Here is a 24,639-nt window from a genome sequence, read left to right as displayed (position 1 = left end):
CTACCGATGTATTGTTGAACGCGAAATGTACAGCAAAGATCAACACGCCCTAGGAATGATATTTATGAGTTTAAAGAAATTGCTGTCCTTAGGTTTTGGCGTGATTCTCGCGCTAATTTTGGTTATTTCAGTCGTTGCTTCATTACGCTTTTATCAATCGAGTGATGGGTTTAACACCTACCGCTCTCTTGCAATAACAAGTGTCTCAACAGGTCGAATCCAAGCCAATATACTGGAAGCTCGTTTATCTGCACTTAAATATATTAAGAACCCTATTCCGTCACATGCTTCTGAACTGAATAGACGTATCACCGCATCAAATCAATTGATAGATGAAATATTAGACTCTCATCTTGACGATCTACACAAAAATGAATTCCTAACGATAAAGAAGCAGCTTGATCAATATAGCCAAGGCTTTAACAAGGTTGTTCAACTTGTCAATACTCGAAACAACCTAGTTCAAGAGGCCTTAGACCCATCAGGGGTCAATATGCGTGAGGCAGTGACTAACCTAATGACCCAGGCTTCAGCTGAAGAAGATTTAGAAGTTGCTGTCAGTTCAGGACAGCTTCAGCAGCATGTATTGCTATCAAGATTGTACGCTTCTAAATTTCTGACGAGCAATAAAACAGAAGATGCTCAGCGTGCTGAAAAAGAGTTTGCCTCTGCCGCACTACTTGCAGAAACAATCGAATCTCAACTCATGTCGATGGAACAAATCAACTACTTAAACGATTTCACTAGTGCCTTCAAAATTTACCGCAACACATTTTCAAAGATCGTTGACACTATAAACACGCGAAATGGCATCATTTCAGGGACTCTTGATCTTGCTGGTGTTAATGCAGCAAAAACAATTGAAGAGATAAAGCTATCAACAAAGTCAGAGCAAGACTCTGTCGGGCCTAATATGGTCGAGCGATTCTCTAACGCGCAATTTGTGCTTGGCGTTCTTTCAATTCTCGTTGTCGCTGCTTCTCTTAGCATTGCCGTTTCGATTTACCGCAGTGTATGGAAAGTCGTTGGAGGAGAGCCAAGTGACATCCAAGCAATTGTTGCCGAAGTTGCCGCTGGTGATCTTTCAAAGCAGATTCCAATTACGGGTAAAGAAACCGGTATATACGCAAACATTTTGGAGATGCGCCAAGAACTACGTCGAATCATCGATGGTTTCCACCAAATTTCAGATAATGTTTCAGCAGCCTCCGTTGAGCTAACCGCAGTGATGAGCCAAACAGAAGGAAATGCTCAACAAGAACTGAGTCAAATGGAGCAAATCGCAACTGCTATCAATGAACTTTCTAGTACTGCGAGTGAGGTTAGCCAGAATGCAGCTAGCGCAGAGAGCGCTGCAACTGGGGCAACGACAAATGTCAAAGATGGCAGTGTTTCACTCGATGCATCAGATGATATATCACGAAAAGTTGAAGACTCGATCGAAGAAACATCAAACATCGTTAATCAATTGCAAGAGTACTCGGTAGAGATCGGTAGTGTTATTGAAGTGATCAATTCAATTTCTGAGCAAACTAACTTACTTGCGTTAAATGCAGCCATTGAAGCCGCTCGAGCGGGAGAGCAAGGCCGAGGCTTTGCGGTGGTAGCAGATGAAGTTCGTTCTCTTGCCGCTAAAACACAACAATCAACGGTCGATATTCAAGAAATAATATCTCGCCTTCAGGCTCAAGCGAAAGATGCGAACCAATTTATGCAATCCAACCTTTCGTTAGCAGAAGAATCTAGACAGTATAGCGAACAGCTTCGTGCTGCATTCGCCTCTATCACTGACTCTGTACAACTAATATCTGATATGAACACACAAGTAGCCACTGCGTCTGAAGAACAATCTGGCGTAACACAAGATATTTCACAAAATGTTTCTCTGACCTTTGATATTGTTCATCAAAATGTTTCAGGAATTGAGCAGAGCAAACAGGCAAGTGAAGAACTCTCTTCATTAGCTGTTAAGCAAAAAGACTTGCTGAGTTTTTTCAAAATCTAACGTTATAGTAAAATAGATAAATAAGCTTCTAACGCCACTATTTGTGGCGTTTTTCTTCTCAAATGAACAAACAAAAAGAGCAGCCAAATCGCTGCTCTTTTTGTTTTGAATTTTACTTTCTAGTTTTTTAAAGCAATTCAGAAACCACATCGGCTAATTGATGAAAGGTTTCAAGACGTGACGAGCTTGGTCGCCAGACAAGACCGATATCTCGGTACGCCTGTTGCCCAGGTGGATCAATAACCACTAAGTTTTGGTTCTGCAGTAAACCATGGTCGATGGCCATCTGAGGGATAAAGGTGGTTCCTAAACCATTTGCCACCATTTGTACCAACGTATGTAGGCTTGTGGCGGTGAACGGGTTTATCTTCTCTTTGTCGGTTAGCTTACAAGCTGATACCGCGTGCTCGGTTAAGCAGTGCTCGTTCTCCAACAAGAATACAGATTCGTCTGGCAGGTCATCATATTTAATCGGAACACGAATACCATCGGCTTGATTGCGGCTGATTACCATTCTGAACGGGTCTTGCCCGACAACTTTACTCTCCATGTTGTCGATATCGACAGGCAGAGCCAGAATCAACACATCTAACTCACCATGACGTAATGCAGCCAATAAGTTAGTCGTCGTGTCTTCACGTAACAGTAAGTTCAACTGAGGAAAACGATGATTGGCTTCTTGAACCAAATCACACAACAGGAACGGCGCAATGGTAGGGATACACCCGACTCGTAGCTGCCCTTGCATCGCATCCCCGTTACATAAATTTCCTAGCTCAACCAGATCTTGTCCTTTCGCCAATAGCTCTCGACCGTGCTTAACCACCAGCTCACCCGCTTGAGTGAAAACCAATGGGCTCTTCTTATCTTTCTTCTCATAAAGAGGACAACCAATCAGCTCTTCGAGGTTTTGAATGCCTTTACTTAGCGTAGATTGACTGACGAAACAACGATCCGCAGCGTCGCTAAAGTGACGGGTTTCGTGAAGGGTAACAAGATAATGAAGCTGCTTAAGACTTGGCCATTTATTCATGAAATTACTTTGTAATATGAGTAGGATAAGTTACGTAAAGGTCAGTAGACCTAAGGACTGGGCAAAGATTAAACTCATCGCTTTTTTCGATTAACTTAATCTATTTAATTCGCTTTTTTCTATAGTACCGATTGTACTATAGTTTGTCCCGTAGAAACGGAGCCCAAACAAAGATGTGTTGGGCCAACTAATTTTTTAGGAGATTCCAAATGGTACTAGTAGGTCGTCAAGCCCCTGACTTTACTGCAGCAGCTGTTCTAGGTAACGGTGAGATCGTTGATAACTTCAACTTCGCAGAATTCACAAAAGGTAAGAAAGCTGTAGTTTTCTTCTACCCACTAGACTTCACTTTCGTTTGTCCTTCAGAGCTAATCGCTTTCGACAACCGTCTAGAAGATTTCCAAGCTAAAGGCGTTGAAGTAATCGGTGTTTCAATCGATTCTCAATTCTCTCACAACGCATGGCGTAACACTGCTATCGCTGATGGCGGTATCGGTCAAGTTAAGTACCCTCTAATTGCTGACGTTAAGCACGAGATCTGCAAAGCATACGATGTTGAGCACCCAGAAGCAGGCGTTGCTTTCCGTGGTTCTTTCCTAATCGACGCTGACGGCCTTGTACGTCACCAAGTAGTTAACGATCTTCCACTAGGTCGTAACATCGACGAAATGCTACGCATGGTAGACGCACTAAACTTCCACGAGAAGAACGGTGAAGTTTGTCCTGCACAATGGGAAGAAGGCAAAGCAGGTATGGACGCATCACCAACAGGTGTTGCTGCGTTCCTATCTGAGCACGCTGACGACCTAAGCAAGTAATTACCTCTTAAGCCTGAACTCAACTCAGGTTAATGGTTGGAAGACTCTCTATAAAGAGAAATAAAGCATAAGCTAATAGCGCAAAGCGCACCACCAATCAGTTAAGAAGTAAAGTCCTATTAAAAGCCCGAAGTTAACGCTTCGGGCTTTTTTCATATCTATTCGACGGCCTTTCATTTCCCCAAAGCTCCCTCTGCAACATTTAATAGAGGTAATTACAAAAACAAACTTTACCCCTATTTTCCTCTGCGACCACCTATTCATATCCGTATCTAGATTGCTATGATTTCATCAGTATCTTTTTGAACGGATAAACATGATGAACACCGAAATTGAAGTCTGTATCGATAACTTAGAATCTCTACATAACGCACTATCTGGTGGCGCGAATCGAATTGAGCTTTGCTCTTCATTGGCACTTGGCGGGTTAACTCCAAGCTTCGGAATGATGAAGCAAGCCGCAAAAATTTCGTCTGTTCCTGTCTACGCGATGATACGACCAAGACAAGGCGACTTCATTTTCGATAACGACGACATGCTCTGTATGCTTGAAGATATTGAAGCTTGTGCAAGTGCTGGGTTGGATGGAGTCGTACTTGGTGCATTAGCGCCGAACGGAAGTATTGATATGCCAAAAATGCAGCAACTGGCTGACAAAGCGCACTCATTGAAGCTTGGAATGACGTTCCATAGAGCCATTGATCAAAGCTCTGATTACCAAACAGCATTAGAACAGGTCATCACACTTGGATGTGAAAGAATCCTGACATCAGGGCTCGCTGTTAATGCTGAGCAAGGCATCAATGTGCTCGCAGATATGGTCAAACAAGCCGATGGCAGAATCGATATCATGGCTGGCGCTGGCGTCAATGCAACGAATGCTAAGATGATTCAAAGTACCACCCAAGTACCTGCACTGCACCTTTCAGGTAAATCGACAAGACCGAGTCTAATGGAAAGCAACTCAAGCGCTCAAATGGGCAGTGATGATATTGATGATTATCAGATACCAGTAACTGATGCTAGCAAGATATCCAGTGTGAGAGCCGCTCTCATCGCTTAGGGCAATAGTCGTTAACACAAATCCAGAGAACCTCGCTGACTAATCTAACTGACTGACGTATATTAGATTTAATAGCGCAGAAAATTTTCATAGATAGATATGGCTAAAGACTTATTCAGCTCTCTTGATTTAAACCTGTTACGAACATTTCTTATTGTTTATCAAGAACAAAACACCAGAAAGGCTGCGGAGCGTTTATTCGTTTCTCAGCCAGCGGTTAGCCAAGCCCTGCAAAAGCTAAGACACCACTTCAACGATGACCTTTTCGTTAAAGTTCATGGCGGTTTGCAGCCTACCGCTTTCTCAGAACAACTCACCAATGAAATAAAGCCGTTCATGGACGGTCTATCTGTCGCGATCAATGCATCAAACACTTTTGATCCAAAAGAGATCGATTACACACTCAAAATAGCGCTATCACCTATCGTGCTATCTTGTTTATCTGGTTCTTTATTTAAAGTGATAAGAGAGCAAGCACCGAATGCGAATCTAGAATTAGTCTCTTGGACCAATGCTTCTGTTTCTGACATTCAGAAAGGTGAGGTGTTGATGGGGGTCAGTTACCTTGGTAGCAAAACGAGTAAAGAAGTTTATACGAAAAAGTTAATTGAACTAACAGGGCGTATTTTTGTAAGAAAAGACCATCCTTTAAAGCAAGAAATCGTTACACCTTATGACGTGGCAGGGTACGATATCGCTTCACTAGTCACACCTGGTTGGAACGACAACCATAGTTTGGCATCGGATATCCTAACTGATCTCTCCGTTGAACATAGTGTTGGTTTCCGTAGTGAGCTAATTATGGCGGTCATTGATGTCATTCAACACACAGATATGTACATGCCACACTCAAATCTTTTCCTCGTTGATAATTACCCAACCCTACGCGGAATCGATGTTGTGATAGATGGTGAGCCTCCCAAAACTCCTGTTTACTGCCATTTACATATTAAAAACAGAAACTCCCCTATTACCAATTGGCTATTTGAGTTAATACAAAAAGCACTATCAACTCAGGTTAATAAGTAATGCTTATTATAGAGATACCAATATCTACTTAGCCGAAAAATAAAACACTGTTTAATATTAGCCCTATCAAAACGGATACTGAACTACGAAGGATCGTGCAGTCAAGTTAACCCTAAATAGAGACTAATATGAAAATTGCACTTACTACCCTAATTTCAGCTTCACTACTTTCTGTTCCAGTTCTTGCAAACAACTTTGACAGCCAACACCGTGTGGGTATTGGTTACAACCAAACTCAGGTAGACGACTGGCTAACCGATGACACAGTTGATTGGGGTAACGGTATCAAACTTGAATATGGTTATGAATTTAACCGTATCGTAGGTATCAATGTTTCTTACGCAACGAATAGTGACGACGAAAACGTTGAAGGTATAAAAGCCGAGATCGATGGTTACAAATTCCAAGTTGATGCTGATATCGGTTATAAATTTGAATTAGATGGCTTCTCTTTGAAACCTTATGGTGTTCTGGGCCTAGCTCGTCAAAGTGAAGATAATTCAATTAGCATCCTAGACAAGAAGTGGACTGAATCATACAACGATACCAGCTTCGTTGTTGGCCTAGGTGGTCGTGCTGAATTCGGACCACACCTATACACTGACATGCGCTTTGAATTCGCGAGCTACGATGACGTAGATTACGAAACATTCTCATGGACTGTCGGTTACCGCTTCTAATAGATTGAAAAAGCCAGTGTCTAAACTGGCTTTTTTGCGATCAGTCAATTGCTGGGTTTTAACACCTCATCAAAGTTGACTCACTTTTGAACAATTCTCGAATCAAAATCCATTGCAGCCACGGAAGGCTAATTGCTTTAGGTATTTTTATGAAGATAAAAACTTCCCTGCTTTTACTTTCTGTCCTCTCCACTTCCGTTTCAGCAAGTGCTATTCATTTATCCCCAGAACTAAAGATTGGTTCTTATCATGGCTTTGGAGTACAGGCGGGTATTACTGATGTGGCCAGTTTAGGTGCCGTTTACCTAAGCTACTCTCATATTTGGTATGAAAGCGATCGATATGATGAAACGGTTGATGCGTATCGCGTTGGTATCCAGAACATGTTTGGAAGAAACCAAAACCACGGCTTTCAGGCTGAAATTGGTGTGGCAAGCTATGACGGCACAAAAACGCGCTCAGGCGAAGTTGAAGAGAAGACAACACATGGTTTAAGCCTAGGCGGTGCCTACGTGTACCAAGCGACACCAATGCTTGGACTACGTGCAGGTGTTGATATGAATATCTTTGATCACAATAAAACCTTTGTGCCTTACGACACGACGGTCAATTTCAATCTTGGTGCCATTATTAGCTTTTAAAGGCTCGACCTACTTCAGTGCGTCATCAAGGCTTTGATCGCCTAGGTGACGTACATCTTTACCCTTCACAAAGTAAATAATGTATTCGCAGATATTTTGGCAACGGTCTCCCACTCGCTCAATCGCACGAGCTGACCACATCACCTGTAAAATATTTGGGATGTTCTTAGGATCTTCCATCATATACGTCATTAACTGACGAATGACTGCCTCGTATTCCGCATCCAACTTATCATCAAGTTTGTGAACTTCTGCCGCAGCATCGACATCCATACGAGCAAACGCATCTAATACTTGGTGAAGCATGGTGATTGCCTGACGACAAAGAGGCTCTAATGAGACATGAAATTTTTGCTCTTTGGTCGAAGGGATCTCGATCGCGCCTTGAGCAATTTTAGAGGCAACATCGCCAATACGTTCTAAGTCGGTAATGGTTTTGATGATCGCCATAATCAAACGCAGATCTTTTGCGGTCGGCTGACGCTTCGCAATAATACGAGTACATGCTTCATCAATTGAAACTTCCATCGCATTCACTTTGTGGTCATCACGAATCACTTTCTTGGCCAGTTCCGCGTCATCTTTATGCAGAGCTTGCATCGCAAAGGACAACTGCTGCTCTACCAATCCACCCATAGTTAATACGTGTGTACGGATAGATTCTAATTCGACATTAAACTGTCCTGAGATGTGGCGACCAAAATGCATGTCAGCTCCTTAAAAGAAATGAATAAAGCCGTTTATTTCAGAGTGACTTAGCTCTAGATGGCACGAACTTAAACGCTAGCCATACCTACCAGTAATGTAGTCTTCCGTTTGATTTTTCAATGGCGAAGTAAATATCGAATCGGTATCTGAGTACTCGATCAACTTCCCCATATGGATAAAAGCAGTATGGTCACTCACACGCGCCGCTTGTTGCATGTTATGAGTAACAATAACCACGGTGTATTGGGTCTTCAGTTCATTGATCAACTCTTCAATCGTCAAAGTAGAAATCGGATCGAGTGCCGAAGTCGGCTCATCTAATAAAAGCACTTCAGGTTCGATAGCAACCGCACGAGCGATAACCAAACGCTGCTGTTGACCACCCGATAAACCAAAGGCGTTCTCATGCAAACGGTCTTTCACTTCATCCCATAACGCAGCTGCACGCAGAGAGCGCTCAACCGCATCATCCAGATCTCGGCTGTTGCTCACGCCTTGTAGCCTCAAACCATAAACCACATTCTCATAGATAGATTTAGGAAAAGGGTTCGGTCGCTGGAATACCATGCCAACACGGCGTCGTAAAGTCGCGACATCCACCTTAGGGTGATAGACGTTCTTGCCATGAAGCTTCACTTTCCCGGAAACCTTACAGCCTTCAACAAGATCGTTCATGCGATTAATGCAGCGCAGAAGAGTCGACTTACCACACCCTGATGGGCCAATAAACGCGGTCACCTGTCCCTTTGGGATTTGCATTGAAATATCATCAAGTGCTTGGCTCTCTTTATAATAAAGATTCAGCCCTTCAATCGAGATAGCAATTTGCTCATCCTTCAAATTGTGAACATCAAGTGGTGCTTGGTAACCCAAGGTTTCATTAATCGAGAACATCTAATCTTGTCCTAAGGTTCGGTATTTTTCACGCAAGTTATTACGGATATTGATGGCCGTTAAATTCAATCCAACAATCACAGTAACCAGTAAAAATGAAGTCGCATACACTAAAGGTCGTGCCGCTTCGATATTAGAGGTTTGAAACCCAACATCATAGATATGAAAACCTAAATGCATGAACTTTCTGTCTAAATGCAGGTATGGGAACTGACCATCCACAGGCAAGCTTGATGCGAGTTTCACCACACCCACCAGCATTAATGGGGCAACCTCCCCCGCAGCTCTCGCGATTGCCAAAATCAAACCGGTGATAATCGCAGGGCTTGCCATCGGTAAAACAATGCGCCAAAGCGTCTCGAATTGAGTAGCACCAAGCGCTAATGAACCGTGCCTCACGGAGCTAGGGATGCGCGTTAAGCCCTCTTCCGTTGTTACAATAACAACGGGTAATGTTAATACCGCTAAGGTCAGTGCGGACCATAATAGGCCCGGCGTACCAAATGTCGGAGCGGGTAATCGTTCTGCGTAAAACAAAGAATCGATTGAGCCACCTATGGTATACACAAAGAATCCTAAGCCGAATACACCATACACAATCGACGGTACACCCGCTAAGTTAATTACGGCAATACGAATCAAACGTGTTAATGCGTTGTTTTTTGCATATTCATGAAGATATATCGCAGCAACCACACCAAGAGGCATCACTACAATCGACATAAGAATAACCAACAGTACCGTGCCAAAAATCGCAGGAAACACACCGCCTTCAGAGTTTGAGTCTCGTGGGTTCTCCGACAAGAACTTCCAAACTTGTTTTCCCCAATGTCCAACCTTTTCAAGATAAGACATATTATTCGGGTACCAATAATCCAAAATATGACTGAGCGAAATTTCAACCTGCTCTCCTGTCATATCTTCTACCAACAAGCTTTCGACATTGAGCTGTGTTCTAAGATGCTCAAGCTTTACTTCGGCTTCAGCCAACTGGCGATTTAATTCCAGTTTAGTTTGAGTATAGGTTTTAAGGTATTCATCGCTCACTGACTCATTGAGTTCAAGCTTACGTTTTTCTAAGCGCAAATTTTCCAATTGCCAGCTGATATTGCGGATTTCTTGGTTCACTACACGCGACGTTTCTTTACGTAACGTATCAGCGAACGCCAAGCCTTGCTCGAGCTTTTGGTCTATGTTCGAATCAAAGGTGCCAGAAGCGGTTATAAAACCCACTGGTTTACCAAAGAAATAACCACCTCGACTTCGCTCAATCACAGCCCAGTCAGGTGGGGTGGTTGGTTCACGTAAGTTCACATCCAAAATGGAAACAAAGTCCGCTGGATAAATCTCCCTGTTGGCAACTTTGATACTTAAGCGCTGAATTAGCCCAGTCGACAGGTTTTGAGTCGACAAGAGGTCGTGTACTTGTGGGACTTGCTCTATCGGGATGTATTTTCGTTCATATAACTGGCCAATCAATACATCTTGCTTTACTACCGTTTCGTCGAGGCCGACAACTAACGATGCATCTTTAGAATCCACTTGCCATTGGTACAAAGGAGCAGGCCAAAAATAAGTCAAGCCCTTCCAGCCAATCAACAGCATTAGGCCAAGAACCGAAAGCATACTGATGCTCACCGCCCCGCCCGTAAGCCAGATCCACGGAGAGCCTGATTTAATCCAAGACAATAATGACTTCAGTTTATTCATCATGAACGACCTTGCTCTGACGTGCTGAACCCAAGAAAGAACCAAGTTCGTGAGATACGCTAATCAAACAGCGAACAGCCATTGATAGAGATTGAGGTAGAGTTTTAAAACTACAGCGCACGATATTTATCTCTCAGTCTTTGTCTAACCCACTCTGCGACAGAGTTCACCGCGAACGTAAAAATAAACAGTAAGAGTGCTGCTAAGAACAACAATCGGAAGTGAGAACCACCCACCTCGGACTCTGGTAACTCGACAGCAATTGTTGCCGATAATGTCCTCATCCCTTCCAAAATATTCCAGTCAAGAATAGGGGTGTTACCTGTCGCCATCAAGACAATCATAGTCTCGCCAACCGCTCGTCCTAACCCCATCATGATTGCAGAAAAGATACCTGGGCTAGCCGTCAATAACACCACATAAATAAGGGTCTGCCACGCTGTTGCGCCCAGCGCCAGTGAGCCATCGGATAAATGTTTTGGCACAGAGAAAATAGCGTCTTCTGCAATCGTGAAAATTGTCGGGATGACAGCAAAGCCCATAGCGAAGCCAACCACCAGCGCATTACGTTGGTCAAAGTCGATGCCATAGTTAGCCAAGAAGGTACGAATATCACCACCAAACAACAAGGCTTCCATACCATTTTCACCAGCAAAGACTGCCATCACAGTAATCACCAATACCGGGATCAATATCAGAGCATGCCAACCATTAGTAAAACGGCTCGTCACCATTTTTGGCAAACAGAACCAAACAAGCCCAGTCAGTAGCGTGCTCAGTGGTAATAGCACCATTAACGAGAAGACGGCCGTTAAATGCGTTTCAACAATGGGAGCAAACCAAAGCCCAGCCAAGAATCCGATGATAACGGTCGGAAGAGCTTCCATCAGTTCTATCGACGGCTTCACGACTCTTCGCATTCGTGGAGACATGAAGTATGCGGTGTAAATGGCTCCGAGCACAGCAACCGGCACGGCAAACATCATCGCAAACAAAGCGGCTTTGATAGTACCGAATGTGATAGGGACTAAACTGAATTTTTCTTCAAAGTCATCGTTCGCCGACGTTGATTGCCAAACGTATTGTGGCTCAGGATAGCTTTCGTACCAGACTTTTTGCCAAAGCGATGAGAATGATATTTGCGGATATTCGTTATCAACTTTAGCCACGCTGATGGTGCCATCAATCAGCGTCGCCAAATGCAGTTCGTTAGCAGACATAGCCGCTAATTGTGGTGACTTATCAAATGCGCGCTCAAACAGCGACAGCTTTTCACTGGTCGTATAGTGGCTTTGTAATGTGCCATTCTGATAGAAACTATAAAAACCCTTTCTATAAGTATCTGGCAGAATAAACTGAACCTCTTCGGCGAGTTGGAAGTCGCGAATATGGGTCAGGCTACGCTTTTCATCTTTGAGTACATCGAACCACTGAGAAACCTGTCCGTCCTCATGCGTAACCAACAGTGAATAAGCTCCAGACAGTAAATCGATACTTTTCACCGAGTGCTTCGCATCATTTAAGCTAAGATCAATCACTTCACGAACATTGAAGCCGCTATCGGATAACTTCAATACAACTAAATCCGATTGTGCTCGAAGATATAAAGTTTGGCCATCAGGCGTGACTAACAACTGTTGCTGTAAACCCAACTTATCCGACAGCCATTGACTCTTCTGAAAAACATACTGACCAGTAAGATCACTCTGGTACCACTTAACCAAAACTCGTTGATCGCTTAGCTGAGCGGCAACCGTGATACCACGTCCATTCTTAGAGAACGCAAATTTTTCGATTGTTGTTCCGTTTGATGATTCATCATTTAAAAACGGTTCCGGGAGATCGATTTGCTCAATTTTAGGTTCGGCTTCACTGCCCTTTTGCAGCACAGGCGCACTATACTCAGGGTAGAAAAAAGTAAGGTTACTTGCGCTATCAGCAAAGGCAAACCAGTTTTCAGATGGGGTATTTCGAGAAAAAGCGATGGGGTTAGCTAAAACATTACGCTCAAAGTAAGAATGTGTATTTTGAGACTCTAAATCCCAAAACTGCACCAAACCGGATTTTTCGATAGTAAACGCATGCTGACCGTATTCATCCACGGATAAGGCGATAGGCTTTTCTATGGCTACGGTCTTCACGGCTTGGTCAGTATCTAAACCAGTATCAGAAAATACCGGTAAAATGACCATCGCCAAGTAAACAAAGATCAGCACCAGAGCAGCTAGAACACTGACCGCGCCACATGTCACCGAAAAACGGACGAGACGATCTTTCAACCATCTTTTTTTGTCGCGCTCTTTCAATGAAAATTGGGCTGAAGCCATCTGTTTATCTACCTTTTTTTAGCTACTGACATAATATGTACGTTAGATGACAATTATATTACAAGTTACGTTAAACAACTGAAACTAATAACAAGTTTGTTGACCATATTTCTTAAAGTAAGATCATAGATTTTGTGAATCTTGTCATTCTAAATTAAAGTAACCAGCTCTATAGCCAGCACTCAAGGATTATCATCTCGATGGAAAAAGACTATGTCACAAAAGAACTTAGCTGGTTATCCTTCAACGAAAGAGTGCTCCAAGAAGCAGCCGACAAATCAGTACCCTTAATCGAAAGAGTTCGTTTTTTAGGTATTTACTCGAAAAACCTCGATGAGTTTTACAAAGTCCGATTTGCAGATGTGAAACGAAAGATCTTACTTCAAGATCCTCAATTACCTGCCAACTCGCAGAAAACCCTGCTAACTCAAATGCAGAGCCAAGCAAGTAAGCTCGACGCTCAATTCCATGAGCTGTATAGCGACTTACTATTGGAACTGGCACGCAATCGTATTTTTCTGGTCAACGAACAACAAATCAGCGAAGAACAGAGTGAGTGGATCAAAAAGTACTTTAAGAAAAAAGTGCTGCCACATTTAACTCCGTTTCTCTTGAACGAAGATAGCCAGTTGCTCAATATTATCAAAGACGAGCAAAGTTACTTAGCCATCGACATTGAGCGAGAGACATCTTCTCAATATGTCTTACTCGAAATCCCATCAGAAGCCCTCCCTCGGTTTGTTAAGTTACCAGACACTTCTGGTTCACAGCGTACAACTTTGATCTTGTTAGATAATATAGTTCGATTTTGTTTAGATGACTTGCTTAAAGGATTCTTTGAGTATGACTCATTACGTTGTTTTGCGATAAAAATGACGCGTGATGCCGATTATGATCTTCAAGAGAACAATGAGAGTAACCTATTAGAATCGATGTCTTTAGGTTTAGAACAGCGCTTAACGGCACTACCGATACGCCTTATCTATGAGTCAGAAATGCCAGCTGAAATGCTCAATTTCTTGCAAGTCAGACTTAAGCTGTCTGACTATGACAGTGTCATTGCGGGTGGTCGCTATCATAACTTCAAGCATTTCTGCGAATTTCCAAGCCTTAATAGGCGTGATTTAGTTAATCGCCCACTTCCCGCGATTAAGTGTGCGCATTTCAGCCACTACCCAAACTATTTCGAAGCGATCAAAGCTCGTGACATCTTGTTGCATTACCCTTATCACACCTTTAATCACATCACTGAACTCGTGAGGCAAGCCTCCTTTGACCCGAAGGTAACCTCCATAAAAATAAACGTTTACCGTGTTGCAGAAGGCTCAAAGCTCCTTAGCTCGATCATCGATGCGGCGCACAATGGTAAGAAAGTAACTGTCGTCGTTGAGCTGCAAGCCCGCTTTGATGAACAAGCCAATATTCAGTGGACCAAGAAACTTCAAGAAGCCGGTATAAAAGTCATCCATGGCATCCCAAGTTTGAAAATTCACTCTAAGCTTCTGCTCATTAAACGGAAAGAAGGCAAGCATACGGCGCATTACGCTCATATTGGCACCGGTAACTTTCATGAAGTAACAGCGCGCGTGTATACCGATTTTTCTCTGCTCACTGCGAATGAAGATTTGACCCAAGAGGTGAGACAAGTCTTTAAGTATATTGAAAACCCTTATCAAAAATCACAGTTCAAACAACTGATTGTGTCACCAAAGAATACAAGAAAACGCCTGTATCAGTTGATAGATAATGAAATACAAAACGCGATAGAGAGCAAGCCTGCAAGCATCACTCTAAAACTCAACAATTTGGTCGACCGAGAGATCATTGAGAAGCTCTATCAGGCCAGCCAAGCCAATGTAAAAGTGAGAATGGTCATTCGTGGTATGTGCTCTCTCGTACCGGGAGTCTCCAACACCAGTGAGCAGATTGAGATTGTTAGTGTGGTCGATCGTTTTCTCGAACACCCAAGAGTGATGATCTTTGGTAACGCTGGTAATCCAAAAGTCTATATCTCCTCTGCCGACTGGATGACACGAAACTTCGATCACCGCATCGAAGTCGCCACTCCAATTTTAGATCCAAAGATCAAGCAAACCATTATCGATATCACCGAGTTTCATTTCGATGACAGCAACAAAGCTCGAGTGCTAGACCAATCGATGAGCAATCCTTACATACAAGCTCCAACAAACCCACTCGATTACCCGACGTCACAACTCTCCACTTACCACTATATTAAACGTATGGAGAAACTTGCTCGCAAGAAGTACAAACAAGAGAAGAAATCATGCCGCTAATTGATAACAAACATTCTCGATGTATTGCCGCTATCGACTTGGGTTCGAACAGTTTTCATATGGTGGTTGCCCGAGTATTCGAACAACACCTGCAATTAGTCAGCAGACACAAACAGAAAGTGAGATTAGGTGATGGGTTGGATGAGTTTAACTTCTTATCCGAAAGTGCTATCGAGCGAGGCTTGGAGTGCCTCAAAGTGTTCGCAGAACGACTAGCGGATTTTGAACTTGATGATGTCAGAGTTGTTGCGACTCATACCCTAAGAAAAGCCAAAAACGCTCAAGACTTCTTAGAGCAAGCCAAACCACTGTTTCCTTTTCCAATAGAGATCATTTCCGGTCAAGAAGAAGCTCGAATAATCTATAACGGTGTAGAACACACTCAAACCGCTTCCGAATCTAAATTGGTTATTGATATCGGTGGAGGGAGTACGGAGCTCGTCTCTGGGCAAGGCTTTACTCCCCTAATTATGCGCAGTTTACCTATGGGATGCGTCAGCTTCACTCAACGTTTCTTTGCTGACGGAGAGCTAACCTCACAACACTTCTCAGATGCCTATACCGCAGCTACTCGCCTATTGATGCCATTGATTGAAGAATACACAAAGGCCCCTTGGGAAATCGCCTTTGGCTCATCAGGGACGGCTAAATCAATAAAAGAGGTACTCATTGGCTTAGGGTTTACCGATGGTCTCATTACGCCACAACGTCTGTCCTATTTGAAAAATCACTTATGTGAGTTTTCATCATCCAAAACCTTAGACCTTTCAGGTTTAAGTGATGAGAGAAAGCCGGTGTTTGCTGCTGGCGTCATCATTCTTTCAGCAGCTATGGATACGCTAGGAACAAAGGAGTTACATTTTTCTGATGGCGCCCTGAGAGAAGGCGTTCTTTATGACATGGAGGATAGATTTAAAGATATTGATGTTCGAACCAGAACAGCCGAAACGCTCGTCTCTCGATACCATGTTGACGTAGCTCATGGCCAGAAAGTCAAAGAACTCGCCCTTGCATTACTGAAACAAGTGCAGCCTCAAGTAACGACTATGGTCACTAATGAGCTGTATGATCTAGTTGGTTGGGCTGCACTACTTCATGAGGTAGGACAAAGCATCGCATTTCAAGGCTATCACCGCCATTCGGCTTATCTGCTTAAGCACACGACAATGCCCGGTTTCAATACTGAGCAACAACGTCTTATCTCGACATTGGTTCGCCACCAAAGAAAAGCGATTAAGCGACAAGACTTGCCGGAACTGTCTCTATTTTCTCCACAACAAATAACGCTACTAATTCGCATATTAAGACTCGCTATCTTACTCAATCGTCAGCGAAATCAAGCACTAGTTCCGGACATGACTCTAACGATTGAACAACAGGATAACTGGGGATTGAAAGGATCTAACAGCGATTGGTTGGCCCAAAACCAACTGCTTGAATATGAACTCAAAGAAGAACAACAACGTTGGCAAAATGCTGGATGGTCGTTAAAGGTAGAATAACGAACAGTCAAAACAAAAACAGCCTGCGACTTAGCAAGCTGTTTCTACATATTTTGTACCTGGATCATAGCCCGACTTTTGCCAGTTCTTGCTCTGCGAACTCAGGCGGTATCGCTAAATAGCCATCTTTCTCTACCAGTTCTTGTCCTTGCTTCGAGAATACAAAAGTGAGGAACTCTCTCTCTACAGGAGAAAGCGGTTTATCTGGGTGTTTATTCACATACACATAGAGAAAGCGCGATAGAGGGTAATCTCCGCTTAAAATATTCGCTCGAGTAGGCTCTACGTAATCAGAACCATGCTCGGCAATAGGAATTAACTTTACACCAGCCACTCGATAACCAATACCTGAGTACCCTATACCGCTGATTGATGAAGCGACCGACTGTACAACCGACGCAGATCCTGGCTGTTCATTGACTCGGTTCTTGAAGTCGCCACTACATAATGCGTTTTGTTTGAAGTAGCCGTAGGTTCCCGAAACGGAATTACGACCGAACAGTTGGAATCTATGTTTTGCCCACGGCTGGCTGATACCTAAATCTTGCCAATTGTTTAGCGGCTTAGTCGCGCCACAGCGCAATGTCTCCGAAAAGATGCTGTCAATTTCGCGAAAATTAAGCCCCTCGATAGGATTATCACGATGCACAAAAAGACCAATCGCATCGATAGCAACTCGAAGCGCCGTCGGCTTATAGCCATGCTCCCTTTCGAACGCTTCCACTTCTCGTAGGCGCATTGGACGACTCATAGGCCCAAGGTGAGCAGTACCTTCCGTTAATGCAGGAGGTGCAGTGGATGAACCAGAAGCCTGAACTTGAGCATTCACGTTCGGGTAGTAAGACTTAAACTCTTCAACCCATAACGTTGTCATTCCCGCTAAGGTATCGGAACCGACAGACAACAAGCTGCCAGAAATACCCGGAACCTTAGAATAATCAGGAAGAGAATCGACACTTTGCTCGGCATGAACAGGGGTAACCAAAGCTAATGCTAATAATGAACTGATGGGGAAACGCATCCGGCGTATTAAGGAACTCATGACACTGTCAATCGGCTAGGTAGCGTGAAATGGAATCGGCTACCAACACCCACTTCACTTTGAATTTCTAAATGTGAATCATGGTGACTAAGCGCATGTTTCACAATCGCTAACCCTAGGCCACTGCCCCCAGTATCGCGTGAGCGTGCTTTATCAACACGATAGAAACGCTCTGTAAGTCGATGCAAGTGTTGTGGTTCGATACCGTCTCCGGTGTCTGACACATCCAAACACGCACCTTGACTGGTTTGATACCAACGAACCTTTACGGTCGCACCAGGCGGCGTGTATTTCACTGCATTGTAAACCAGATTCGATATCGCACTTCTTAACTGATCTTCATCAGCTAATACGCGTAAGCTCTTATCAATATCAAATTCCAGCTTGTGTTCTCGCTCTCCACTGAGACTAGCGGCTTCTTTTTCAAGAACTTCCAACATCGCCGGAACGTTAACCACTTCATCCAATTCATGCATTGGCGCCGCTTCTATCTTAGAAAGAGTAAGAAGCTGATTGACCAAACTGTTCATGCGATTCAATTGCTCAGTCATCACACCATGAGCCTTAGGCCACATAGGCCCAACGACCATATCTGGATCTTCCGTCATTTCAAGATACCCCTGAAGTACGGTCATTGGAGTACGTAGCTCGTGAGAAACGTTAGCGAAAAAGTTACGACGCATGCCTTCTAGCTGTTTTAGCTGAGTAACATCACGTACTACCATGAGGTGTTCGCCCTCGGTATACGGTACTATACGAAGCTCAAGCATGCGCTCCACATTAAGTGGCGAAGGCATCTCTAACGGCTCTGAGAAATCTTGTTTATTAAGGTACTTGATGAAGTCCGGCGTGCGGATCAAGTTAGAGATCGGTTGACCTGAATCGTCTGGCCAGCGAAAACCCAGTAAATACTGAGCAAGCTTGTTGCACCAAACAATATTGCCTTCACCGCGAAACACCACAACGGCATCGGGAAGGGATTCAGCACCGTTTCTGAAACGGCGGATAAGGTTGGTCAATTCTTTGCGCTTACGACGCTGTCTCTGCTGCATACGATAGATACCATTAAACAGAGACTCCCAGTTTCCAGAACCTGAAGGGGGTGTTAACCGCTTTTCATCCCACAACCAAGCAGACAAACGCATTTGATAGTGTAGATGCCATGCTAACTGTAATACTGTTGCAGCCAGCAATAACCAAGGTAAATAACCGAATATCCATCCGACTATAATCCAAGGTGCGTAAAAAAAAGCCAGCTCCCAAGCCAGCTTTTTCCAGGTTAACTTCTCAACCATTCAGGACTCCATAAACTGGGCAGTGAAGCCACGTTAAGCCTTTGTAGAAAAACGGTAGCCTGCGCCGCGAACCGTTTGAATTAATTTGTCATGACCAGCAGATTCAAGTGCTTTGCGTAAACGTCGAATATGAACATCAACCGTACGATCTTCAACGTAAACGTTGGTACCCCAAACGTTATTGAGCAGTTGCTCTCGACTGTATACTCGCTCTTGGTGAGTCATAAAGAAATGCAGCATTTTGAATTCGGTTGGGCCCATATCAACTGGACCTTCACTTGCGGTAACGCGGTGAGATACAGGGTCTAATTTAAGCCCTTGAACATCTATCACATCTTCCAATGCCGTTGGTGTTACACGGCGAATAACCGCTTTCAGACGAGCGACCAACTCTTTTGGCGAAAATGGTTTGGTAATGTAGTCGTCAGCACCAACTTCTAAACCGCGAACCTTATCTTCTTCTTCACCACGAGCCGTCAGCATCACCACTGGGATGTTGCGAGTTAACTCTTCACGCTTCATGTGCTTGATAAAGTTTATCCCGCTACCACCAGGTAGCATCCAATCTAGTAATACTAGATCTGGGAAAGGTTCACATAGCTTGTTTACCGCTGTATCGTAATCTTCAGCCTCTACTGCTTGGTAGCCTTTTTGTTCAAGTACAAAACACAACATCTCACGAATAGGTGCTTCATCTTCAACGACCAGAATCCTTCTCGACATAATTGAATAGCCTTAGTATTTAATCAACGCATTGCATTATCTGGTTTAATTATGACACTTTTGTGACCTTTGAAAACAAATTTTCATATAACTGTCTCAAACATTTCACTTTTAATTTTTATTGCAGGTATAAGACAAATGGATCGAAATCTCCTATGATGAGCGTCTTCAGATAAAGGTATGAGAAATATTTATGTGGTTTAAGAATTGCCTCGTCTATCGCTTTAATCGTGATATAGACTTCAACGCAGATCAGCTAGAGAAACAACTTGAAGAGTTCCGTTTTACCCCATGTGGTAGCCAAGACAAACAGAAGTTTGGTTGGGTAAATGCGATGGGTAGACACGGCGATATGATGACGCACGTATCAGAAAACCGCATTCTCATCTGTGCAAAGAAAGAAGAGAAAATGCTTCCAGCTTCTGTGATCAAAGATTCATTGAATGCAAAAGTAGAAACGCTTGAGGCAGAGTCTGGTACTCCTTTGAAAAAGAAAGAGAAAGACAGCCTAAAAGAAGACATCATCATCGATCTTCTTCCTCGTGCTTTCAGCCGCAGTAACTTCACTTACGCGCTGATCATGCCGAAAGAAGGCTTTATTGTTGTTGATGCTAGCAGCTACAAAAAAGCAGAAGACGTACTAGCATTACTACGTAAAACAATGGGTAGCTTGCCAGTAGTGCCAGCTATTCCAGAGCAAGCGATTGAAACAACGTTAACGGAATGGGTTAAGTCAGGTGATACGCCTAAAGGCATCACCATGCTTGATGAAGCTGAGCTTAAATCAATCCAAGAAGACGGCGGTATTGTTCGAGTTAAGAAACAAGAACTAGAAGCTGATGAGATTAAGAACCACATCGAAGCCAATAAAGTTGTGACTAAACTTCTGATCAACTGGCAAGATCGCATTGAGTTCATTCTTGCTGAAGATGGCAGCATCAAGCGTCTAAAATTCAGTGATGAACTAAAAGATGAGAACGACGATATTCCTCGTGAAGATCAAGCTGCACGTTTTGATGCAGACTTCTCTCTACTTTGTGGTGAGTTCAGTGTTTTCCTACCAAACCTATTCGAATCATTAGGCGGGTTAACTCAACCTAACGCTTAATTGTTCCGATTTGAAGCTCAGGCATCGACGATATCTGAGCTTGTTTTCTTCTCCACCCCGCTTATCAACACCTAACAACACTCTTCACAATACCATTGTTATCTTTAGGGCTATCAACCAAACTCATTTTAGCGTAAAATTTGCGCCCCTTTGATATCACTTGGTGGTATCAACCTGACTTGAGATCAGATTAGAGAACGAAGCAATGACTACACAAAAACCATTTGTACCTGAACTATTATCACCGGCAGGAAGCCTTAAAAACATGCGTTACGCATTCGCCTATGGCGCAGATGCAGTATACGCAGGCCAGCCACGTTACAGCCTTCGTGTTCGTAACAACGAGTTCAATCACGAAAACCTACAAATCGGTATCGATGAAGCTCATGCTCAAGGCAAAAAGTTATATGTTGTATGTAACATTCAGCCACACAACTCTAAATTAAAAACATTTATCCGCGACCTTAAGCCAGTTGTTGAGATGGGCCCAGACGCACTTATCATGTCAGATCCAGGTCTTATCATGATGGTACGTGAATCATTCCCTGAAATGCCGATCCACCTTTCAGTTCAAGCAAACGCAGTAAACTGGGCGACCGTTAAGTTCTGGTCAACTCAAGGCGTTGAGCGTGTGATCCTATCTCGTGAGCTATCTCTTGAAGAAATCGAAGAGATTCGCGAACACTGCCCAGAAACAGAGCTAGAAATCTTTGTTCACGGTGCTCTATGCATGGCTTACTCTGGTCGTTGCCTACTTTCTGGCTACATGAACAAACGCGATCCAAACCAAGGTACTTGTACTAACGCTTGTCGTTGGGAATACAAGACCGAAGCTGCGAAAGAAGACGAAAATGGTCAGATCGTTGAAGCAAACCCAACAGGTGTTGCTATTCAAGAAGTAGAAACTCAAGGTATTGAAGTTCAAGACGAACGCCCAGACAACACTCTAGGCCTTGGCAAGCCAACAGACGAAGTCGTGTTGCTTTCTGAGTCACACAAGCCAGAAGAGAAAATGGCAGCGTTTGAAGATGAGCATGGTACTTACATCATGAACTCAAAAGATCTTCGCGCAATCCAACACGTTGAGCGTTTAACTAAGATGGGCGTTCACTCTCTGAAAATCGAAGGTCGTACTAAGTCTTTCTACTACTGTGCACGTACAGCACAGGTTTACCGTAAAGCTATCGACGATGCTGTTGCAGGTAAGCCATTTGATGAGAGTCTAATGGGTACGCTAGAGAGCCTAGCTCACCGAGGCTACACTGAAGGCTTCCTACGTCGTCACACTCACGATTCATACCAAAACTACGAATACGGTTATTCTATCTCTGATACTCAACAGTTTGTTGGTGAATTCACAGGTAAACGCCGTGGCGACCTAGCTGAAGTAGAAGTGAAAAACAAATTCCTAGTTGGTGACAGCCTAGAAATGATGACACCGAAAGGTAACATTGTTTTCAAACTAGAAGTTATGGAAAACCGTAAATCTGAAGCGGTAGACGACGCAAAAGGTAACGGTCACTTCGTATTTATTCCTGTACCTGCTGATCTTGATCTAGAATTTGGTTTGTTAATGCGTAACTTGAGCGCAGGCCAAGATACACGTAACGCTTCAGGTAAATAACGGTTACTTTGGAAAGATAAATGGCTCTACTAATAACTGACAAGTGCATAAACTGCGATATGTGTGACCCAGAATGCCCAAATGGTGCAATCACTATGGGTGACAGTATCTTCGAAATCGATCCTGATTTATGTACTGAGTGTAAAGGTCACTATGAGAAGCCAACATGTCAGTCAGTATGTCCGATTACAAAATGTATCATTACTGACCCGAACCATATTGAAACTGACGACGAATTATTAGAAAAGTTTGTCATCATTCAAGGCTTGACCTAAAAGATAAAAGGTTCAACTTAATCATCAAGTTGAACCTTTTTTTTAACCCGATTTTTCAATGGGATATATGTTGCAGAACATCTCTTTCTCAAATTGATATTCGAGTCGTTCTCGCCAGTTTATTGACTGAGCTATCGGAACAAGATAGAAGTTTTCTCTACTGGTATCAGTCACAAATGCCATTCCATACTGCATTAATTCATAGTGAACATCATTTACGAAGCTAGGGGCTAAACGTTGTCTGCCAGTTAGCTGATTGATATCAGCTCTTGAAATAGAAATACCCGAGCTTTCAGCGTTGAACCTATGTCTTAACCATTCGGAAAATTCCTTTGCACAAATCATAGTCATAGTCTTATCCTTGAATTATCTATCGACGGGCATCAGACTCTGATTTCGCATACTGCGTATAAGCCGCATCTTTCACCCCAAAAAACACTCAATCCCTGACCAAACCTTGTCAAATTCGTCATCGTCGCCCTTGCTGATATCGTTATTGGTTTTATTGATATCAAACGATGTTCTTAATCTCGTGTTTATAAACTCTAGACAAAAGTGTGATATTTCTCCAGTTTTAGAGTCGAGAAAACCAGTGGGGTTACCACTGTAATTAACCTCGATAGATGCGATTACTTATTGGATATCAAGGCCAAACACTGACTCGGCATCACTTTAACTCTCTTTTTTTTCTTACTTTTAGCTACTTTTTTAGGTGGAGGAACTGGAATGGTCTGCGGAGCCCAACTGGCAAGTTCATCTCCACAGCCATCACCTTTAGGAGGGCTTGCTTGAGCTATACAGTTTGAGCTGTCATCAGGACACTTTAAACGAACGTGGAAGTGGAAATGATGCCCCCACCAAGGCCTGATTTTTCCTAACCAAGCTCTCTCATTGGCATCAGAGCTTTCTTGGTCACAAAGAGTTTGTTTAATAACAGGATGGACGAAGATACGTACCACTTTTTGATCTTTGGCTGCATAGCGAATCACTTGAAAATGGTCATCGGTCCAATTTGATTTACGCAGTTTGTAATTAGTAAGGTCGACAACGCTTATTGGCTTAGGAACAGCGAGTTCATTTTCGGAAAGTCTCTCATCAGTGAGCCTTAACCATATATCAATATCCAAGCCAGTCTGGTGGCTTGAATGACCAGATGAGAAACGTCCCCCTCTAGGTAGCGAAATATCGCCAACTAATAAGTTAGTGTTGAGTTGTTCGCTTGTAATGACACCTAACCTTTCAATAAACTGAATAGCCTCGGCATGGCCATAATAGCGCTCTCTCTGAGGGCGGATCACCTGATAACCTTGCCCATTAATTGGCAAAGCTTGCGCCCCGTCAAGACAACCATTAGCGTAACTACCTATGGATGAGGTTGAATTTCTTGTTGGGCTTTTCTCTTTTTCCCACGAGGTTGCTGATACAACAAACGAACAAAAGATAAGAGCCAATGTACAAAATAACCTCATAACAATTCCAAATAAACGATCACTGTTTTTATACTAGTCGTCATTAGGGAATTGGTGTATGTCGAGAGTGATATTTTTGGGATAGCTTGAGAGTTATCTACTGACTTTAGATATTTAAGTGAAAAAGCTTCACTATTCCTAGCGAATCTTCTCAATCTGTAGCGATATTATCGTAGTCGAAGACAAAAACTCACAGCCCTGAAACGACGAAAGCCTAGTCATAAGACTAGGCTTTCTAATAAATGGCGGAACGGCTGGGGTTGCAGGCACCGGGACTCGTTGGTCGCAAACCAAAACACTAGACACGAAAAAGCCCTAACATTTCTGTTGGGCTTTGTCTTATAAGTGGCGGAGTGGACGGGACTCGAACCCGCGACCCCCGGCGTGACAGGCCGG

General features: G+C 43.3%; 21 protein-coding genes. 11 read left to right on the top strand and 10 right to left on the bottom strand.

Annotated features, from left to right (window positions below; translation table 11 throughout):
* Positions 1-64: 64 nt before the first annotated feature.
* A complete protein-coding gene (locus AB6C75_RS17940) occupies positions 65-2,005 on the top strand; it encodes a methyl-accepting chemotaxis protein (RefSeq protein ID WP_009848277.1) in 1,941 nt (646 codons plus the stop codon).
* Positions 2,006-2,132: 127 nt separating this feature from the next.
* Here AB6C75_RS17940 and AB6C75_RS17935 read toward each other — a convergent pair whose 3' ends face one another.
* On the bottom strand, positions 2,133-3,038 hold the full coding sequence (locus AB6C75_RS17935; protein WP_086050012.1) for a hydrogen peroxide-inducible genes activator: 906 nt from the start codon (positions 3,036-3,038) through the stop codon (positions 2,133-2,135).
* A 209-nt stretch (positions 3,039-3,247) separates the two neighbouring features.
* On the opposite strand from AB6C75_RS17935, the gene AB6C75_RS17930 reads away from it, so the two are divergent.
* The 5 genes from AB6C75_RS17930 (at position 3,248) to AB6C75_RS17910 (ending at position 7,269) form a co-directional block, all read left to right on the top strand.
* Positions 3,248-3,856, top strand: coding sequence for a peroxiredoxin C (locus tag AB6C75_RS17930; RefSeq protein ID WP_004735077.1), 609 nt, complete (start codon positions 3,248-3,250; stop codon positions 3,854-3,856).
* Positions 3,857-4,175: 319 nt separating this feature from the next.
* On the top strand, positions 4,176-4,919 hold the full coding sequence (locus AB6C75_RS17925; protein WP_372108512.1) for a copper homeostasis protein CutC: 744 nt from the start codon (positions 4,176-4,178) through the stop codon (positions 4,917-4,919).
* Between the two features lie 99 nt (positions 4,920-5,018).
* Positions 5,019-5,948: a LysR family transcriptional regulator gene (locus tag AB6C75_RS17920; protein ID WP_102503038.1), complete on the top strand. Its 930-nt coding sequence runs from the start codon at positions 5,019-5,021 to the stop codon at positions 5,946-5,948.
* A gap of 128 nt (positions 5,949-6,076) precedes the next feature.
* On the top strand, positions 6,077-6,628 hold the full coding sequence (locus AB6C75_RS17915) for a porin family protein (RefSeq protein ID WP_004735074.1): 552 nt from the start codon (positions 6,077-6,079) through the stop codon (positions 6,626-6,628).
* Between the two features lie 149 nt (positions 6,629-6,777).
* On the top strand, positions 6,778-7,269 hold the full coding sequence (locus tag AB6C75_RS17910) for a hypothetical protein (protein WP_017090962.1): 492 nt from the start codon (positions 6,778-6,780) through the stop codon (positions 7,267-7,269).
* Positions 7,270-7,278: 9 nt separating this feature from the next.
* On the opposite strand, the gene phoU is transcribed toward AB6C75_RS17910, so the two are convergent.
* The 4 genes from phoU to AB6C75_RS17890 form a co-directional block, all read right to left on the bottom strand.
* On the bottom strand, positions 7,279-7,977 hold the full coding sequence (phoU, locus tag AB6C75_RS17905) for a phosphate signaling complex protein PhoU (protein ID WP_004735072.1): 699 nt from the start codon (positions 7,975-7,977) through the stop codon (positions 7,279-7,281).
* A gap of 75 nt (positions 7,978-8,052) precedes the next feature.
* A complete protein-coding gene (gene pstB / locus AB6C75_RS17900) occupies positions 8,053-8,871 on the bottom strand; it encodes a phosphate ABC transporter ATP-binding protein PstB (RefSeq protein WP_004735071.1) in 819 nt (272 codons plus the stop codon).
* The gene (pstA, locus tag AB6C75_RS17895) at positions 8,872-10,581 is read right to left on the bottom strand and encodes a phosphate ABC transporter permease PstA (RefSeq protein ID WP_017098087.1); all 1,710 of its coding nucleotides are present in this window, start codon (positions 10,579-10,581) and stop codon (positions 8,872-8,874) included.
* Between the two features lie 110 nt (positions 10,582-10,691).
* Positions 10,692-12,908, bottom strand: a complete 2,217-nt coding sequence (locus AB6C75_RS17890) for an ABC transporter permease subunit (protein ID WP_009848267.1) — start codon at positions 12,906-12,908, stop codon at positions 10,692-10,694.
* Between the two features lie 200 nt (positions 12,909-13,108).
* On the opposite strand from AB6C75_RS17890, the gene ppk1 reads away from it, so the two are divergent.
* Together ppk1 and ppx are read left to right on the top strand one after the other, a co-directional pair.
* Entirely contained in the window at positions 13,109-15,205 is a 2,097-nt protein-coding gene (ppk1, locus tag AB6C75_RS17885; protein WP_372108509.1) for a polyphosphate kinase 1, read from the top strand.
* The gene (gene ppx / locus AB6C75_RS17880; protein WP_372108508.1) at positions 15,196-16,707 is read left to right on the top strand and encodes an exopolyphosphatase; all 1,512 of its coding nucleotides are present in this window, start codon (positions 15,196-15,198) and stop codon (positions 16,705-16,707) included. Before ppk1 ends, ppx begins: the two co-directional genes overlap by 10 nt.
* 64 nt (positions 16,708-16,771) lie before the next feature.
* On the opposite strand, the gene AB6C75_RS17875 is transcribed toward ppx, so the two are convergent.
* The 3 genes from AB6C75_RS17875 to phoB are packed head-to-tail and all read right to left on the bottom strand — an operon-like array spanning position 16,772 to position 19,767.
* Positions 16,772-17,728: a PstS family phosphate ABC transporter substrate-binding protein gene (locus tag AB6C75_RS17875; RefSeq protein WP_029223961.1), complete on the bottom strand. Its 957-nt coding sequence runs from the start codon at positions 17,726-17,728 to the stop codon at positions 16,772-16,774.
* A 17-nt stretch (positions 17,729-17,745) separates the two neighbouring features.
* Positions 17,746-19,044 carry a phosphate regulon sensor histidine kinase PhoR gene (phoR, locus tag AB6C75_RS17870; RefSeq protein WP_017106503.1) on the bottom strand — a complete coding sequence of 433 codons (1,299 nt, stop codon included), beginning with the start codon at positions 19,042-19,044 and terminating at the stop codon, positions 17,746-17,748.
* A gap of 33 nt (positions 19,045-19,077) precedes the next feature.
* The gene (phoB, locus tag AB6C75_RS17865; protein WP_004735064.1) at positions 19,078-19,767 is read right to left on the bottom strand and encodes a phosphate regulon transcriptional regulator PhoB; all 690 of its coding nucleotides are present in this window, start codon (positions 19,765-19,767) and stop codon (positions 19,078-19,080) included.
* A gap of 193 nt (positions 19,768-19,960) precedes the next feature.
* On the opposite strand from phoB, the gene rdgC reads away from it, so the two are divergent.
* The 3 genes from rdgC (at position 19,961) to AB6C75_RS17850 (ending at position 22,774) form a co-directional block, all read left to right on the top strand.
* Positions 19,961-20,875, top strand: a complete 915-nt coding sequence (gene rdgC, locus AB6C75_RS17860) for a recombination-associated protein RdgC (protein ID WP_009848262.1) — start codon at positions 19,961-19,963, stop codon at positions 20,873-20,875.
* Between the two features lie 205 nt (positions 20,876-21,080).
* A complete protein-coding gene (gene yegQ, locus AB6C75_RS17855; protein WP_017098091.1) occupies positions 21,081-22,499 on the top strand; it encodes a tRNA 5-hydroxyuridine modification protein YegQ in 1,419 nt (472 codons plus the stop codon).
* Between the two features lie 20 nt (positions 22,500-22,519).
* Entirely contained in the window at positions 22,520-22,774 is a 255-nt protein-coding gene (locus AB6C75_RS17850) for a YfhL family 4Fe-4S dicluster ferredoxin (protein WP_004735061.1), read from the top strand.
* A gap of 42 nt (positions 22,775-22,816) precedes the next feature.
* On the opposite strand, the gene AB6C75_RS17845 is transcribed toward AB6C75_RS17850, so the two are convergent.
* Together AB6C75_RS17845 and mepA are read right to left on the bottom strand one after the other, a co-directional pair.
* Complete coding sequence (locus tag AB6C75_RS17845) at positions 22,817-23,125, bottom strand: hypothetical protein (RefSeq protein WP_372108505.1); 309 nt, start codon at positions 23,123-23,125, stop codon at positions 22,817-22,819.
* Positions 23,126-23,403: 278 nt separating this feature from the next.
* Positions 23,404-24,243 (bottom strand): penicillin-insensitive murein endopeptidase, encoded by an 840-nt coding sequence (gene mepA / locus AB6C75_RS17840; protein ID WP_372108504.1) that lies wholly within the window; start codon positions 24,241-24,243, stop codon positions 23,404-23,406.
* Positions 24,244-24,639: the final 396 nt, after the last annotated feature.

The organism is Vibrio sp. 10N.237.312.B06, from assembly GCF_041464685.1.
GTDB classification, from domain to species: Bacteria; Pseudomonadota; Gammaproteobacteria; order Enterobacterales; family Vibrionaceae; genus Vibrio; species Vibrio tasmaniensis_A.
This window is presented reverse-complemented; position numbering and strand designations above follow the sequence as displayed.

Bases quoted from the DNA above. Each gene is read 5' to 3' on its own strand.
- AB6C75_RS17940 (WP_009848277.1), top strand. From the start codon at position 65: ATGAGTTTAAAGAAATTGCTGTCCTTAGGTTTTGGCGTGATTCTCGCG.
- AB6C75_RS17935 (WP_086050012.1), bottom strand. From the start codon at position 3,038: ATGAATAAATGGCCAAGTCTTAAGCAGCTTCATTATCTTGTTACCCTT.
- AB6C75_RS17930 (WP_004735077.1), top strand. From the start codon at position 3,248: ATGGTACTAGTAGGTCGTCAAGCCCCTGACTTTACTGCAGCAGCTGTT.
- AB6C75_RS17925 (WP_372108512.1), top strand. From the start codon at position 4,176: ATGAACACCGAAATTGAAGTCTGTATCGATAACTTAGAATCTCTACAT.
- AB6C75_RS17920 (WP_102503038.1), top strand. From the start codon at position 5,019: ATGGCTAAAGACTTATTCAGCTCTCTTGATTTAAACCTGTTACGAACA.
- AB6C75_RS17915 (WP_004735074.1), top strand. From the start codon at position 6,077: ATGAAAATTGCACTTACTACCCTAATTTCAGCTTCACTACTTTCTGTT.
- AB6C75_RS17910 (WP_017090962.1), top strand. From the start codon at position 6,778: ATGAAGATAAAAACTTCCCTGCTTTTACTTTCTGTCCTCTCCACTTCC.
- phoU (WP_004735072.1), bottom strand. From the start codon at position 7,977: ATGCATTTTGGTCGCCACATCTCAGGACAGTTTAATGTCGAATTAGAA.
- pstB (WP_004735071.1), bottom strand. From the start codon at position 8,871: ATGTTCTCGATTAATGAAACCTTGGGTTACCAAGCACCACTTGATGTT.
- pstA (WP_017098087.1), bottom strand. From the start codon at position 10,581: ATGAATAAACTGAAGTCATTATTGTCTTGGATTAAATCAGGCTCTCCG.
- AB6C75_RS17890 (WP_009848267.1), bottom strand. From the start codon at position 12,908: ATGGCTTCAGCCCAATTTTCATTGAAAGAGCGCGACAAAAAAAGATGG.
- ppk1 (WP_372108509.1), top strand. From the start codon at position 13,109: ATGGAAAAAGACTATGTCACAAAAGAACTTAGCTGGTTATCCTTCAAC.
- ppx (WP_372108508.1), top strand. From the start codon at position 15,196: ATGCCGCTAATTGATAACAAACATTCTCGATGTATTGCCGCTATCGAC.
- AB6C75_RS17875 (WP_029223961.1), bottom strand. From the start codon at position 17,728: ATGCGTTTCCCCATCAGTTCATTATTAGCATTAGCTTTGGTTACCCCT.
- phoR (WP_017106503.1), bottom strand. From the start codon at position 19,044: ATGGTTGAGAAGTTAACCTGGAAAAAGCTGGCTTGGGAGCTGGCTTTT.
- phoB (WP_004735064.1), bottom strand. From the start codon at position 19,767: ATGTCGAGAAGGATTCTGGTCGTTGAAGATGAAGCACCTATTCGTGAG.
- rdgC (WP_009848262.1), top strand. From the start codon at position 19,961: ATGTGGTTTAAGAATTGCCTCGTCTATCGCTTTAATCGTGATATAGAC.
- yegQ (WP_017098091.1), top strand. From the start codon at position 21,081: ATGACTACACAAAAACCATTTGTACCTGAACTATTATCACCGGCAGGA.
- AB6C75_RS17850 (WP_004735061.1), top strand. From the start codon at position 22,520: ATGGCTCTACTAATAACTGACAAGTGCATAAACTGCGATATGTGTGAC.
- AB6C75_RS17845 (WP_372108505.1), bottom strand. From the start codon at position 23,125: ATGACTATGATTTGTGCAAAGGAATTTTCCGAATGGTTAAGACATAGG.
- mepA (WP_372108504.1), bottom strand. From the start codon at position 24,243: ATGAGGTTATTTTGTACATTGGCTCTTATCTTTTGTTCGTTTGTTGTA.